This is a genomic window from Stenotrophomonas sp. HMWF023 (assembly GCF_003060985.1).
In the GTDB taxonomy this organism is placed as follows: domain Bacteria; phylum Pseudomonadota; class Gammaproteobacteria; order Xanthomonadales; family Xanthomonadaceae; genus Stenotrophomonas; species Stenotrophomonas lactitubi.
Map to the genome: position 1 here is coordinate 1 of NZ_QAIJ01000014.1, position 14468 is coordinate 14468.

The 14468-nt window shown below is 64.0% G+C and carries 10 protein-coding genes; 6 read left to right on the forward strand and 4 right to left on the reverse strand.

The genetic code is table 11. The annotated features are described in order from the left end of the window. On the reverse strand, nt 1-705 hold a 705-nt coding region (gene aat, locus DBR20_RS00330), incomplete at its 3' end, for a leucyl/phenylalanyl-tRNA--protein transferase (RefSeq protein ID WP_108264783.1). Nucleotides 706-776: 71 nt separating this feature from the next. On the opposite strand from aat, the gene DBR20_RS00335 reads away from it, so the two are divergent. Next, nucleotides 777-2045: a hypothetical protein gene (locus DBR20_RS00335; protein WP_108264778.1), complete on the forward strand. Its 1269-nt coding sequence runs from the start codon at nt 777-779 to the stop codon at nt 2043-2045. A 126-nt stretch (nt 2046-2171) separates the two neighbouring features. Here the strand turns inward: DBR20_RS00335 and DBR20_RS00340 are convergent, their stop codons facing one another. Beyond that, the gene (locus DBR20_RS00340) at nt 2172-3296 is read right to left on the reverse strand and encodes a GNAT family N-acetyltransferase (protein ID WP_108264779.1); all 1125 of its coding nucleotides are present in this window, start codon (nt 3294-3296) and stop codon (nt 2172-2174) included. A gap of 86 nt (nt 3297-3382) precedes the next feature. Here DBR20_RS00340 and DBR20_RS00345 point away from each other — a divergent pair, with 86 nt between their 5' ends. Continuing rightward, complete coding sequence (locus DBR20_RS00345; protein WP_108264780.1) at nt 3383-4966, forward strand: N-acetylmuramoyl-L-alanine amidase; 1584 nt, start codon at nt 3383-3385, stop codon at nt 4964-4966. A 357-nt stretch (nt 4967-5323) separates the two neighbouring features. Beyond that, on the forward strand, nt 5324-6862 hold the full coding sequence (locus tag DBR20_RS00350) for an N-acetylmuramoyl-L-alanine amidase (protein WP_229979726.1): 1539 nt from the start codon (nt 5324-5326) through the stop codon (nt 6860-6862). Nucleotides 6863-6930: 68 nt separating this feature from the next. Here the strand turns inward: DBR20_RS00350 and trxB are convergent, their stop codons facing one another. Beyond that, nucleotides 6931-7902, reverse strand: a complete 972-nt coding sequence (gene trxB / locus DBR20_RS00355) for a thioredoxin-disulfide reductase (protein ID WP_025877237.1) — start codon at nt 7900-7902, stop codon at nt 6931-6933. A 232-nt stretch (nt 7903-8134) separates the two neighbouring features. On the opposite strand from trxB, the gene DBR20_RS00360 reads away from it, so the two are divergent. The 3 genes from DBR20_RS00360 (at nt 8135) to lolA (ending at nt 13223) form a co-directional block, all read left to right on the forward strand. Beyond that, entirely contained in the window at nt 8135-10498 is a 2364-nt protein-coding gene (locus tag DBR20_RS00360) for a DNA translocase FtsK (protein WP_108264781.1), read from the forward strand. A gap of 35 nt (nt 10499-10533) precedes the next feature. After that, nucleotides 10534-12474 carry a DUF3857 domain-containing protein gene (locus tag DBR20_RS00365; protein ID WP_108264782.1) on the forward strand — a complete coding sequence of 647 codons (1941 nt, stop codon included), beginning with the start codon at nt 10534-10536 and terminating at the stop codon, nt 12472-12474. Nucleotides 12475-12584: 110 nt separating this feature from the next. After that, nucleotides 12585-13223: an outer membrane lipoprotein chaperone LolA gene (gene lolA / locus DBR20_RS00370; RefSeq protein WP_089241098.1), complete on the forward strand. Its 639-nt coding sequence runs from the start codon at nt 12585-12587 to the stop codon at nt 13221-13223. 207 nt (nt 13224-13430) lie between these two features. Here lolA and DBR20_RS00375 read toward each other — a convergent pair. Beyond that, nucleotides 13431-14468 (reverse strand): hypothetical protein (locus DBR20_RS00375; protein ID WP_108264785.1); only part of this gene is annotated, 1038 nt, incomplete at its 5' end.

Genomic DNA, 14468 nt, shown 5'->3' on the forward strand with positions numbered 1-14468 from the left:
CCGCAGTGCGGTACAGGCACCTTCCCGGCCCGGCGCCTGTACCGCACTGCGGACCTCTTCCAGAAACGGGACGCGCGGCAGGTGCTCCGCCCCCATGCGCAGCAGATGCGGGTTCTCCACCTGCGCATCGATCAGTGGCCAGCCCCAGCCACGCAGCGTCTGCGCCAGTGCAGCCAGCGCCACCTTGGAACCGCCGCTGGTGCCGCTGAACATGCTTTCGCCGAAGAACATCGCGCCGATGGCCACGCCATAGATGCCGCCGACAAGCGTCTGCTGGTCCCACACCTCAAAGGAATGCGCGAAACCCAGGTCGTGCAGCTGGCTGTAGGCATCCACCATCGCCGGGCTGATCCAGGTGCCGTCCTGGCCGGGACGGGGGGCGCTGGCGCAGGCACGCATCACTTGGCTGAAGGCAGTGTCGGCGGTCACTTCCCAGGTGCTGCCGCGCAGCTGCCGGCGGAACCTGCTGCCCAGGTGCACGCCATCGGTGCGGAACACCATGCGCGGGTCCGGCGACCACCACAGGATCGGCTCGCCCTCGCTGAACCACGGGAAGATGCCGCCGGCATAGGCGTTGAGCAGGCGCAGCGGGTGCAGGTCACCGCCCACGGCCAGCAGCCCATCGGGTTGGCGCAGGGCAGTCTCGGCTGGCGGGAAGGGGGCATCCGGCGCGTCGGCCAGGCGCCAGGGCAGCTGACGGGTCATGCCGGCATTGTATTCGTCGTGGCGATACGCGATGTCTGGCACCATCACGTACTAACGGCAAGGAGCCCCGCATGAGCGACCCGATCAGCGCCATCCTCGATGCGCACGATGCGCCGCGCACACGCAATGACAGCCAGGCAATGCTGTTGACCCTGGCCAGCGAAGACCGCCCCCGGCTTGGCGCGCTGCTGTTGCAGGCGCTGGAACGCCGCTCGCCCAGCTCCACCTTCCTCGATACGGCGCTGGATCTGCTGCCGGATGAAGCTGTCGCGCCGGTCTGTGCCGATGCCTGGCGGCGCTATCGTGACGGCGAGCGCGGTGAACTGCTGACCAGCGTGCTGGAGTTTGCCAGCTACCAGGCGCCGCACACGCTGCAGGGCGACTGGGAGGCGCTGCTGGAGGTCGCCATCGAGGATGACATCCAACTGGCCCCACAGCTCTGGCAGGCGCTGCCGCCGCCGCTCGCGGCGCGCTGGGCGCATCGGTTGACCGAGGCCGACGACGATCGCGAACTGGAACGCGCCAAGGCACTGCTGTTGGCCGCCCAGCCGGAAACCCATGCCGCCGCCCGTGGCTATCTGGCCGACTGGAGCGATCTGGATGCGCAGGTCTGGGCGCACTGGGCAGGCCTGGCCGATGGCCCACGGCTGCGCCGTCTGCATGGCCAGCAACCGCTGCACCTGCGTTTCGGAAGCAAGCAACATCGTGCACAGGTGGCCGAAGAGCCGGGCTGGCGCAAGCGGATCTGGCGGCTGCATCCCACCTGGAACGGTGGTCAGGTGCGCCATGTGGGGCACATGGGCGGCCCGCTCGACGCCGTGTGTGGCAGCTGTCATGCACCGCTGCAACGCCTGCTGCAGACCGACGCTGCGGCACTGGTGGACGGGGCGGCCGGCTCGATCACCCTGGGCCTGTGCCTGGACTGCTGCGGCTGGGAAGATCCGCCCGTGCGCTTCTATCGCCACGATGCGGAAGGCGTGCCAATCTGCCACCCCAGCCAGCACTGCGAAGTGCCGATCAATCCCACCGACAGCGGTGACCTGATGCAGAGCAAGGTCGGTCTTGCCGCAATGGACAGCCCTCGCTGGCAGCAGCAGGACTGGGGCCAGTCCAATCATCGGCAGAATCTGTCACGACTGGGTGGCGCGCCCAGCTGGGTGCAGAGCGCGCACTACCCGGCGTGCATCGACTGCGGCGAGCAGATGCCTTTCGTGATGCAGCTCGACTCAACGTTGCCGACCACCAATGAAGGCATGTTGCTGTGGGGGAGTGGCGGCATGCTCTACAGCTTCTGGTGCGGAAAGTGCCGGGTGAGCGGGCATTTCTGGCAGTGCACCTGAGCGCAGCGTCCTGAATTGCTCTGGTAGTTGCCAACCTTGGTTGGCACGCCTCGCACGTACTGTTCTTTCCGGAACTGCCTCGGTGGGTGCGTAGGTGCGCACTGATCTTCTCGAGCCAGCCCGGCGCTACGGCTCCACGCGGAACGGGCTGTGCCCCTGCAGCTCCTGCTGGTAGCGCCGCACATCGCGCCGCTCCTGCCGGCACCAGTCGCGCAGCGCCTCGGCGAACTCCGCATCGGCCACCCAGTGCCGGCTTCGCACGATGGTCGGCAGGAAACCGCGCGCCAGCTTGTGCTCACCCTGCGCGCCGGGCTCGAAACGGGCTATCCCCTCGCGCAGGCAGTATTCGATGCCCTGGTAGTAGCAGGCCTCGAAGTGCAGGCCGGGCAGGGTAGCGCCGCCCCAATAGCGGCCGTACAGCGTGTCGCCACCGCGCAGGCACAGCGCACCGGCAATGGGTTCGCCGTCCTGTTCGGCCAGGAAAAGCACCAGCCCGCGGCCCAGTGAAATCGCCAGATGGCGCAGGAACGCCTCGGTCAGTGCTGGCGCGTTGCCGTATTCCAGGAACGTCTGCAGGTAGAAGCGGTACATCGCCTGCAGATCGGCGCGGCTGGCTTCGTCGCCATGCACTACCCGGAAGCTGATGCCCTGGCGGGTGACCTTGGCCCGCTCCTGGCGGATGTTCTTGCGGTGCTTGTGGTTCATGGCGTCGAGGAACTGCTCGAACGTGCTCCAGTCGCCCGGGTTCTGCCACTGGAACTGGATGTCCTCGCGCAGCAGCCAGTCGTCGCCGAAGGCTGTTTCGTCAGCTGCCGTGTGGAAATTGATGTGTGCCGACGACACGTCGAGTGCGGGCATCTGTTCGCGCAAGGCCGTCAGCAGGGCAGTGCGCTGCGATTCCGCACGGGCCAGCAGTCGCGGGCCGGTCACCGGCGAGTAAGGCACCGCGCCGAGCCACTTCGGGTAGTAATCGCGTCCGTGGCGCGCGTAGGCATTGGCCCAGGCGTGGTCGAACACGAACTCGCCATGCGAGTTGGTCTTCAGGTAGCCGGGAGCGGCGCCGACCAGGATGTCGCCGTCCCACAGGGTGAAGTGCTGCGGTTGCCAGCCCCAGTCCTCGCGCAGGCAGCCGTAGGTCTCCAGGCCGGACAGGAAGGCGTGGCTGACGAACGGGTTGCGGCCATCGTGCAGGGCATCCCAGTCGGTGGCGGGAATGGACTGCAGGGAGTCGAGGAAGCGGGCGGTGGGCATGGGGGAAAGGATAGGGCAGGACGATCGCGAACGGTGTTGGCGGGGCTGGGTTGGTTTGTTCTGGTCGGGGATGAGGGAAGTTTGAAATGTCCATCGGTGTGCGCCTGGTGCGGAATCGCTGGCGCACGGCTGGGCAGGGTGGAGGGGCGCTGCATGAGCGGCGTGTATCCCACCACATGGAGAAATCAACGATGAAGGAATTGAAGCTCGTGTCTACTGTGATCGCGTGTGGCTTGTTCTTTGCGTCACCTGTGTTTGCTTCTGAAACTCAGTCAACGAAAGTGGTTGAGGATCTGGGTGTGTACGCGGAGGTGATCGCGCTGCTGGAACGTGAAGCCGCGAGCCAGCTGACGCGTCATTTGCAGGAGAGGGGTGAGCTGCGACAAGTTAGCGTGAGCATCCGACTTGATATGAAGGCAAGATCAATGAAGATCAGCTTCGGTCCTGGATACCTTCCCGGGCCCGAAGGTAGTTATGACGAGCTCTTCCTGATTCCGATGGCGTCCACATTGAGGTTCTACGCTGAAAAGTCGGGGCTGGATGTGAACGACATTGATTTCCTCTTTGACGGGAAAGCCCTTGAGGAGTATTACCCCGAGGATCTGGCCGTTCCGCCGCAGGTACGGGCGAAGTCCGCGCACACCTCAGCTCTGATCTCGGCAAGTCATGGCTACATCAGCCTCCATCCAAGCAAAGAGTGGAAATTCCAGCGACCGGCGCCTCTCGGCGTCCAGGAGGACACGCTGAGCCCAGCATATGGCGACGAACTGCAAGGGTTGATCGAACAGCGTAGCGGCTTGACGGTACACCGGGCACGGAGTCGCTCCACGGAACTCCATCCGGAGTCCGGAAAGCCATGGGAGCACATGTCATCGCGCTACCATCTAAAGGCGCTTTTTCCCGAGCGCACCGACATGTGGAATGAATATCCGAACAGCCCAGAGTCTGCTCGCGAAAAGGACGAGGACATAAGGGCTCGCCCCAACTACGCCAATCATCTGGGGGTGGACGTGATGCTGAGCCTGCACACCAATAGCAGCGATTCAGCCAGTGTGCGTGGTGCCGAGGTCTACTATCACCGGGAAAAGCCGCAGGATAAGCCCTTGGCGGACAGCGTCCTGTGTGCGATGCGGGAGGTCATCCGGGCGCAGCCTGGTTACGAGGACTTCCCAATTCGCGAAAGCTCGATCGCGGGTGCGCATGGCGAAAACCGCATTGGAAAGATGCCCTCGGTGATCGTCGAGACTGCCTATCACTCCAATCCGGAGGATGTTGCCGCACTGCAGGATCCCGTCTTCCGGTCTGCTGCCATGAAGGGTGTTGAGAAGGGTTATCGCTTGTGGGCTACCGGAAAGTCCTGCGGGCAGTTCGCACTGCAGCCAATTTCCGACATCGAAGTTCCGCTCCAGACTTCGCGCGATGTGAACGTGAGCTTCCTGGGGAACCCCCAATACCCATTGGGAATTGAAGTTGCGGTGGCAGATTGCCGCCCGCCTGGAGTCTGCACGCCATGGAAGGGCCGCTTCGAAGATCCCGATGCGCCTGTGAAGTTTGAAGTGAGCTGCTCGTCCACGCGACCGGGAACAGTGCGCTGGAAGGTCCTGATGCGCGATGCAGACAGTGTCGCTGCGGCACCGGTGGAGTTCACTCAGTCCTGTGTGCGTGCCTAATCGCCCGTCTTCTAGGGAAAAAGTGTCAATCCCATTCCGAACGTGGCACTGAAAACGCCAAGGCCGGCGCATTGGCGTCGGCCTTTGCTCACCCGGCAACGCTGACTGCAGGGGGAGGGCACGGCCGATGCAGTTCAGTGTTCGCCAATGGACTACTTGCCTTTCTCAAAATTCTCGGGGAACTGTTTGAGGCTGGCGAGGATTGGCTTGTTGCGGCATTGGTCGGCGCGATGGGCCTGAGGGAAATTGTGAATTCGCGGATCTGAAACGCTTGGCATTACATCCCTTTTGAGTGATTGGCAGTGTTGGCCCGTGCGACACGCGTGGCGCACTCCCCAACCTTTCAAAGGAACTGATATGAACTTCATGCGCGCGTTCCGCCGCATTGGATTGGCGTCGATCATTGCCTGCAACTTGCAGTGTCCGCAGGCGCTCACTCAGCCTTTACCGCCCGCGGCTGAGACAGATGTGGCGTTGGATCTTCTATTGACGCGGCAGGCACAGAAGATCCTGGATGACCACCAGCTGCGCAAGTCCAGATCCACGGGCATCTCAGTAGGTGCCTCGGTTGATATCCAGCAACGGAAGCTCGTCATCAGCTTCGGGGCTGGAATCCTGCCGTCGCAGGACGATCATTCGCTCGAGGAGCTGGAGCAGTACATCAGGAACACTTTGGAGGCCTACACGATGCAGGCCGGCGTAGGTGAAGTTGAAACGGTCATTCTTTACGAGGGAAGGCCCTACTGGGAACACTTTCCTCGCGGCATCAGTGCGCAACAGCAAGGCTCTGCCAGACAGGCAGGGGGCCAGGTTCTCGTCTCGGCCAGTCACGGGCTGCTGAGAGTGCACCCCGGAATGGAGTGGGAATTCCAGCGGCCCGTACGCAATGGTGTGCAGGAGGATCTGATTACGCCCGGATATGCGGACGAACTGCAACGGCTGCTGGAGGATCGCGGGGGTGTGACCGTGCATCGTGCGCGTCGCGGCGGGCGCGGTGCGCACACGGATTCAATGCGTCCGTGGTACGAGATGTCAGCTCGTTACCATCTCAAGGATCTTCTTCCGGATCGGACAGATATCTGGAACCACTTTGCGAACAGTACTGCGAGCAATAGGGAGGTGTCAGATGACATCCGTGCTCGACCGTACTACGCCAATCATCTCGGCGTGGCAGGGATGCTCAGCATTCACACCAATGCGGATGTCCCAGGCGTCGCCCGTGGGTCAAGGGTCTTCTACCATTCGAGCAAGCCAGCGGATCGAGAGCTCGCCGATCTGACGTTGTGCTACATGCGGGAGCTCATCACCGCGCAGGAAGGTTACGCTGACTTTCCTGTTCCCCGAAGTGGTGTCGCCGCAGGGCATGGCGAGAACAGCTTCGCAACCATGCCGTCCGTAGTGGTCGAGGTGGCTTTTCACACAAATGCCACAGACGCCGCCGCCCTCCAGGACCCGGTGTTCCGTACTGCCTCCATGAAAGGAGTCGAGAAGGGCTACCGACTCTTCCGCGAAGGTAAGGGCTGCGTTCCGTTGAAAGCCGAGCCCATACAGGGAATCCAGTTGCCTCAGGGAAGCTCACAGCAGGTGGATGTCGCCTTCGAGGGCTATCCGCAGTACCCCATCGAACTGGTCACCACGAACGTGGGCTGTCCGCCCGGATGGACCTGCAGCGACGGAAAGGTTCACATCACTGCCCCCGACGACAAACCCAGCCAGATTACCCTGCGGTGCGAGAACGCCGGGAGTGCGCCAATTCTGTGGGATACGCGGGTCGTGGACGCCGATGGCGTGGAATCGCCGCCTGTGCGTCACGTCGTTCAGTGCATCCGAACGTCGCGCGGATTGAGTGGGGCTCCGATCATCCATGCCGGTGTGGAGCCCGCGACGGCAGGTTGAGTGCTTTGAAGCGGGCGCTTTCGCGCCCGCTTCGAGTCAACTCTGCCTTGACGCTACAGAAGCAAGCCTCAGCTGGCCTTGCCCTGTGCATCCAGGTAACGCTCTGCATCCAGTGCGGCCATGCAGCCGAAGCCGGCCGAGGTGATCGCCTGGCGGTAGTGCTGGTCGGCCACGTCGCCGGCGGCGAACACACCTTCCACCGAGGTCTGGGTGGCGTTGCCGCCCAGGCCCGAACGGATTTCCAGGTAACCGTTGTTCATGGTCAGCTGGCCGTCGAACAGCTGGGTGTTCGGGTGGTGGCCGATGGCCACGAAGAAGCCGTGCGCATCGATGTCGCGGGTGCTGCCGTCCAGGGTCGACTTCACGCGCACGCCGGTCACGCCGGCCTCGTTGCCCAGCACTTCCTCCACTTGGTGGTGCCAGACGGTTTCGATCTTGCCGGCTTCAACCTTGGCGAACAGCTTGTCCTGCATGATCTTTTCCGCCTTCAGGGTGTCGCGGCGGTGGACCAGGTAGACCTTGCGGGCGATGTTGGACAGGTACAGTGCTTCTTCCACGGCGGTGTTGCCGCCGCCGACCACGACCACGTCCTGGTCACGGTAGAAGAAGCCGTCGCAGGTGGCGCAGGCGGACACGCCGCGACCCTTGAACTCATCCTCGGTCGGAATGCCCAGGTACTTGGCGGTCGCGCCGGTGGAGATGATCAGGGCGTCACAGGTGTACTCATGGCTGTCGCCGATCAGCTTGAACGGGCGCTGCGACAGGTCCGCGGTGTGGATGTGGTCGAAGATGACCTCGGTCTCGAAGCGCTCGGCGTGGGCCTGCATGCGCGCCATCAGGTCCGGGCCCATCAGGCCATGGGCGTCACCCGGCCAGTTGTCCACTTCGGTGGTGGTCATCAGCTGGCCACCCTGCTGCAGGCCGGTGATGACGACCGGCTTCAGGTTGGCGCGGGCAGCGTAGACGGCAGCGGTCCAACCGGCCGGGCCGGAACCGAGGATGACAAGACGCTGGTGGCGGGAGGGCAGGCTGGTGCTCATGTAGACTCGCGAAAAGGTAGATGGGACAAGGCGCGGCGATGTTTGCACAGCATCCTTGGCTGGTCATAGAGTGGCGGCTGGGGCAGGGTGATTCAAGCCGATGAACAGAACAGCGCCATCCACGGGTGGTTTCGGGCCCTGTCCCCGCTTGTGCGGCAACGGATAACTGAAAACTGACGCCGTCTCGTTTATTATCAAACACTAACAGCGCATTCCAAAGGTATGGTCTAAGGTGGCGAAGCAGGTCCCCGAACGCTCCAAGTCCGACGACAAAAAGGCATCGCGTCGCTCGGCGGCAGCGGCCACGACCGACAATCCACGCCGTCAGCGCCTGTGGCGCGACCTGGGTCTGATCGCCATCGCGCCGGCGCTGCTGTATCTGGCTGCCAGCCTCTTCACCTATTCAGCGACGGACCCGGGCTGGTCGCACACCGGCAGCGTGGTCGCGCCGGTACACAACATGGGCGGCCGCGCGGGTGCGTGGATCGCCGACGTGCTGCTGCAGCTGTTCGGCTATATCGCCTTCCTGCTGCCGGTGGTGCTGGGCGCGCTGGCCTGGATCGCAATGTTCGGCCTCAAGCGCGAGAGCAAGGGCGAGAACGACCTGGACCCCGCGTTGCGGCTGGTCGGCCTGGTCGGCTTCCTGATTGCAGGCACCGGCTTCCTGCACGTGCGCCTGTTCAGTGGCGACGTGTCCCATGCCGGCGGCATTCTCGGCAAGCTGGTCGGCAATTCGCTCAGCGTGGGCTTCGGCGCGCTGGGGGCGAACCTGTTCGTGCTGGTGCTGCTGCTGGCCTCGATCACCTTGGCCACAGGCCTGTCCTGGTTCGTGGTGATGGAGAAGATCGGTCGCGGCGTGATGTCGCTGGCGCCGTTGCTGGAGCGCAAGAAGGAGCAGGCCACCGAGTGGCAGCAGACCCGCGTGCTGCGCGAGGAACGCCAGGAAGTGCGCAAGGCCGATGCCGAAGTGCGCGCCAAGCGTGAGCCGGTGAAGATCGAGCCGCGCCCCGAGCCGGTGATCGAAAAGAGTGATCGGGCAAAGCGCGACAACCAGATCCCGATGTTCCGGGGCGTCAATGGCGATGGCTCGGACCTGCCGCCATTGGCCCTGCTGGATGATCCCAAGCCGCAGCCCGTCGGCTATGACAAAGAAACCCTCGATGCGCTGTCGCGGCAGATCGAGTTCAAGCTCAAGGACTTCCGCATCGATGCACAGGTGGTCGGCGCCAACCCCGGCCCGGTCATCACCCGCTTCGAGATCGAGCCGGCGCCGGGCATCAAGGTCAGCCAGATCAGTTCGCTGGACAAGGACATCGCCCGCGGCCTGTCGGTCAAGTCGGTGCGTGTGGTCGATGTGATCCCGGGCAAGTCGGTGATCGGCCTGGAAATCCCCAACGTCACCCGCGAGATGATCTACCTGTCCGAGCTGCTGCGCTCGAAGGAATACGACAAGTCGGCCAGCGCGCTGACCCTCGCGCTGGGCAAGGACATCGCCGGTCGCTCGACCGTGGCCGACCTGGCGCGCATGCCGCATCTGCTGGTGGCCGGTACCACCGGCTCGGGCAAGTCGGTGGCGGTCAACGCGATGGTACTGAGCCTGCTGTTCAAGGCGTCGCCGAAAGACCTGCGGATGCTGATGATCGATCCGAAGATGCTCGAACTGAGCGTCTACCAGGGCATCCCGCATCTGCTGGCGCCGGTGGTCACCGACATGAAGGAAGCCGCCAATGGCCTGCGCTGGTGCGTGGCCGAGATGGAGCGCCGCTACAAGCTGATGAGCGCGGTGGGCGTGCGCAACCTGGCCGGCTTCAACAAGAAGGTGAAGGACGCGCAGGACGCCGGTCAGCCGATGATGGACCCGCTGTTCAAGCCGAACCCGGAGCTGGGCGAGGCACCGCGGCCGCTGGAGACGCTGCCGTTCATCGTCATCTTCATCGACGAATTCGCCGACATGATGATGATCGTCGGCAAGAAGGTCGAAGAGCTGATCGCGCGCCTCGCACAGAAGGCACGTGCGGCCGGCATCCACCTGATCCTGGCCACCCAGCGCCCGTCTGTGGATGTCATCACCGGTCTGATCAAGGCCAACATTCCCACCCGCATCGCCTTCCAGGTCAGCTCGAAGATCGATTCGCGCACCATCCTCGACCAGTCAGGCGCGGAGACACTGCTCGGTCACGGCGACATGCTGTACCTGCCGCCCGGCACGGCGATGCCCGAGCGTGTGCACGGCGCCTTCGTGTCCGATGAAGAAGTGCATCGCGTGGTCGAGCACCTCAAGGCAATGGGCCCGGCCGACTATGTCGACGGCGTGCTGGACGAAGTGCAGACGATGGGCGATGGCGTGGTGGTCGGTGCGACCGGCCTGCCGGAGACCAGTTCCGGCGGCGGCGATGAGTCCGACCCGCTGTACGACGAAGCACTGCGCGTGGTCACCGAGACCCGTCGCGCTTCAATTTCCGGCGTGCAGCGTCGCCTGAAGATCGGCTACAACCGAGCGGCGCGACTGATCGAGGCCATGGAAGCGGCCGGTGTGGTCAGTTCGCCCGAGCACAACGGCGACCGCACGGTGCTGGCACCGCCGCCGCCGAAGTAACCCTGCCGCATTCCCGACGTCCAAGGAACCGACGCATGCTTCAACCCGTTTCCTGCGCGCTGGCGCTGGCCTGCCTGCTGGCAGCCGGCCCGGCGCTGGCTGATGCTGCCGCGACAGCCGTACCCGCGGTCGCGCCGCCGTCCACCGGCAGCGATGCCGAGGCCAGCAACAACTTCAGCTTTGTCCGCTATCGCGCCGACTACCAGGTGCGCGCCGATGCCGGCAACGTACAGACTGAAACCTACGAAATCCTGCTCAAGACCAAGGCAGCGGTGGAGCAGTTCAGCCAGGTGCGGTTGAGCTACAGCGAGAAGATGGAAACGCTGGATGTGGTCAACGCCTACACACTGACTGCCGACGGCCAGCGCCGCGAGGTGCCGGCCGACCGCATCTATACCCAGGAAAGCTATTCCAGTGCCTCGGCCGCGATGTATGCCGACCGCAAGGTGCGGGTGATCGTATTCCCCAACCTGGCGCCGGGTACGCGGCTGTTCTACCAGGTGCGGCGCACCCAGCTGACGCCGTACTTCCCGGGCTACTTCGGCCTGTGGGAAACCTTCAACGTCTTCACCCAGTACGACGATGCCGAGGTGACCCTGAGCGCGCCAGCCAACCTGCCGATGCATGTGGACAGCCGCGGCGTGCAGGGCAGCGATCGGCCGGTGGTGAAGAACGGCCAGGCGACGTGGCGCTGGCGCTACCAGCGCCGCGAGCCGATGCAGGCGCAGAACTGGTCGGCGGCGGTGTGGGAGTTCGGGCCGAACATCATGGCCAGCACCTACCGCGATTGGGCGCAGATGGGCCGCGCCTATCAACTGAAGGCGGGGCCGGCCGCGCAGGTCACGCCGGAGATCCAGGCGCTGGCAGACGAAGTCACCGATGGCGTCAGCGACCGTCGCGCGCAGGCCGATGCGCTGTACCGCTGGGTCGCGCAGAACATCCGCTACGTGGCGGTGTACCTGGGCAATGGCGGCCTGGAGCCGAACAGCGCGCAGAGCATCCTCGACAACCACTACGGCGACTGCAAGGACCACGTAACCATCCTTGAGGCGCTGCTGGCGGCCAAGGGCATCACCAGTTCGCCGGTGCTGATCGGTGCCGGCGGTGGGCCGACGCTACCGAAGATTCCGCTGCTGGGTCGCTTCAACCACGCCATCACCTATGTGCCCGAGTTCGATCTTTACCTGGACTCGACCAGTGCCTGGGCGCGCTTCGGCCAACTGCCCGATGGCGACCTCGGCGCGCCGGTGCTGCACACCCGCGATGCCACCCTGGCGCGCACGCCTGCCAACGACCCGCAGCGCAACGCGACGGTGATGGACGTGCGCTTCACCTTTGACGCGCAGGGCAATCTGCGTGGCGAGACGGTGCCGCAGCTGAGCGACAACGCCGAGATCGGCATGCGCGCGCAGTTCGCCCAACTCAATGCACAGAACCGCGCGCGCGCTGAAGAATCGATCATGGCCGCGTCCGGTTTCGATGGCCGCGGCCAGCTGCAGCTGCAGGGTGTGCCGGTCGACCTGACCCGGCCGTTCGGTTATCGCATGGCGTTCCAGGCCGAGGATTACGTGGACTTCGACGTGGCCGGCGGCATGGCCGTACCCGATCCGCCGGGTGGCGAATCGGTGCGCGGGCTGTACGCGAGCGCCTCGGCACCGGACAACGAGACGCCGTTCTACTGCAATGCCAGCCGGCGCGAAGAAACCTATCGCCTGCAGTTCCCGGCCAATGCCCCGATCATCGCGATTCCGGGCAGCCAGCGGTTTGCCAATGCGGCCGGCGAGTACCGGGTCGACTGGAGCCGGCAGGGCCAGGAAGTGACCGTGCATCACCGCCTGCAGCAGAATGCGGTGCGCGGCGCCGAGGCGCTCTGCCAGCCGCAGGACTATGCCGCGTTCCGCGCGCTGTTCCGCGAGGTGCGCCGCGGCTTCCGTGGCCAGGTGCTGTACGGCAAGCTGCCCGGCGCTGGCGGCTGAATCGCCGATCAGCGATCAGGGCGTCATAATGACGTCCTGATCGCCCATTCATCTTTTGCCGGGCACACTGGCACCTAACTTTCCTGGCCGCGCGCCCACAGGATTTTCGCATGAACCTTCGCCTCCGTCGTTTCCTTGCCACCACCACCCTGGCCGTGGCCTGCGCCGCCGCCGGCAGCGCCTGGGCCGGCGCCCGTGATGACCTGAAGACCTTCACCACCGGCCTGAAGGGCCTGGATGGGCAGTTCAGCCAGCAGGTGTTCGACAGCCGCGGCAAGGTCAAGGAATCCACCAGCGGCCGCGTTGCCTTGTCGGCGCCGCGCCTGTTCCGCTGGGAATACGTGCGCCCGCATGAACAGCTGATCGTGGCCGACGGCAAGAAGGTCTGGATGTTCGAGCCGGACCTGGAACAGGCGACCGTGCGCGAGCAGGGCAAGGAAGAGCAGAACAGCCCGCTGACCGCACTGATCAATCCGGCGCTGCTGGAGCAGCAGTACGACGTCAGCGAAGAGGCTGCCACCCGTGATGGCCTGCAGTGGCTGTCGCTGTCGCCGAAGCGCGATACCGAAGCCAGCTTCCAGTACGCCGCGCTGGGCTTCAATGCGCAGGGCCTGGCGAAGATGGAGATCACCGATGCGGTGGGCCAGCGTACCGTGATCAGCTTCAGCGGCTGGAAGCGCAACCCCAGCTTCGCCGCCAACACCTTCCGCTTCACCCCGCCGGCGGGTACCGACGTCATCGGCAACTGATGCGTGACGCCGGGCCCGGCCCGGCGCTACCTGCTCCGGGGCGCTACCTGCTCCGGTGGGTGTCAACCTTGGTTGACACGTTTCTGATCTGCCGGCCAGCGGCCGGCACTACCGATCCTGATCCGCTGGGTATGTCCAGGCGCTACCGCGATCCGACCTGACCCGCTCTGGTAGGTGCCAACCTTGGTTGGCACGCTTTCGGCTGGCTCATCCGTTGTCCGGGTGAACAATGACCTGCCACGCAGCGCCATCAAATCGCATCAGGTCCCAGGGCGTCAGCACCCACAGCACGCTGCCGGCGGAACTGACGTCAACGATCGTCGCATTTCTCAGTTCTTCGGGGATGCCTTCCAGTAAGGGTTCAACTACCCCGGTTTCGAGGCTGTAGACATACAGGCCTGCATATTCAGTGCCGATGTAGATCTGTTGCCCATGTTGACAGGCCGAGTTGAAGTTGATGTCCTCGCTTACGTCATGGCGTAGGCACTCAAATCCAGTAGAGATGTTGCCGGTAACGATGGCGCCTTCCATGCCGACGAAGAAGAGGCGACCCTGGTCAGTTCTACATGCATGAAACAGCTCCGCAGTGGTGACTTGCTCGGGTAGTGTCCAGTTCAAGCCATCCCAATGCGCAATCAGGCCATCAGACCCGATTGCGTAGAGGTCTGTTAAGCCGGTTCCGCAGAGGTCGTTCACGCTGGCCACGTCAAAACTGGCGAGCAACTCCCTGTACGCAGGGTCCTTGCGGCCCTCAGCAATCTGGTTGCGCGTTTCGTCGAACTTCCGGCGCAGCTCGGCCTCACGCTTCGCCGGATCAGTGGGTAGTGCGGCAGCACCGTCAAGTTCGAATATGTGGCCGCAATACAAGAGCCAAGTTTCGAAGTCCATCGAATCAAGATCGTCCTCGAGACTCCTGCGCTCGGGTGCGGGGAAGTGAGTGGGAAGTTGCTTCCACCCAGCCTCGTTGCGGTGATAGATCATTCCGTGCACACCGCAGCAGAACAGATCTTCACCCAGCTGCCGAATGCGGGTCAGGCCGCCTGTATCCGCCTTAATGCGCTCAATCGTGGCGCCAGCGCGGGTGTAGTCTTCCAGCTGTCCCCAGTAGTCCAGCGCAAGCACCCGCCGCGGGCCACTGTTGTCTTCTGCTGGGATGAATAGCGTGGACATGACCTGGAAGTCCGGCAGGTCGTGATGGAACCATCCTTCCTGAGGTACCCGACCAAAGACGAACATTCGGGTGGG

Bases quoted from the DNA above. Each gene is read 5' to 3' on its own strand.
- DBR20_RS00335 (WP_108264778.1), top strand. From the start codon at position 777: ATGAGCGACCCGATCAGCGCCATCCTCGATGCGCACGATGCGCCGCGC.
- DBR20_RS00340 (WP_108264779.1), bottom strand. From the start codon at position 3,296: ATGCCCACCGCCCGCTTCCTCGACTCCCTGCAGTCCATTCCCGCCACC.
- DBR20_RS00345 (WP_108264780.1), top strand. From the start codon at position 3,383: ATGTCCATCGGTGTGCGCCTGGTGCGGAATCGCTGGCGCACGGCTGGG.
- DBR20_RS00350 (WP_229979726.1), top strand. From the start codon at position 5,324: ATGAACTTCATGCGCGCGTTCCGCCGCATTGGATTGGCGTCGATCATT.
- trxB (WP_025877237.1), bottom strand. From the start codon at position 7,902: ATGAGCACCAGCCTGCCCTCCCGCCACCAGCGTCTTGTCATCCTCGGT.
- DBR20_RS00365 (WP_108264782.1), top strand. From the start codon at position 10,534: ATGCTTCAACCCGTTTCCTGCGCGCTGGCGCTGGCCTGCCTGCTGGCA.
- lolA (WP_089241098.1), top strand. From the start codon at position 12,585: ATGAACCTTCGCCTCCGTCGTTTCCTTGCCACCACCACCCTGGCCGTG.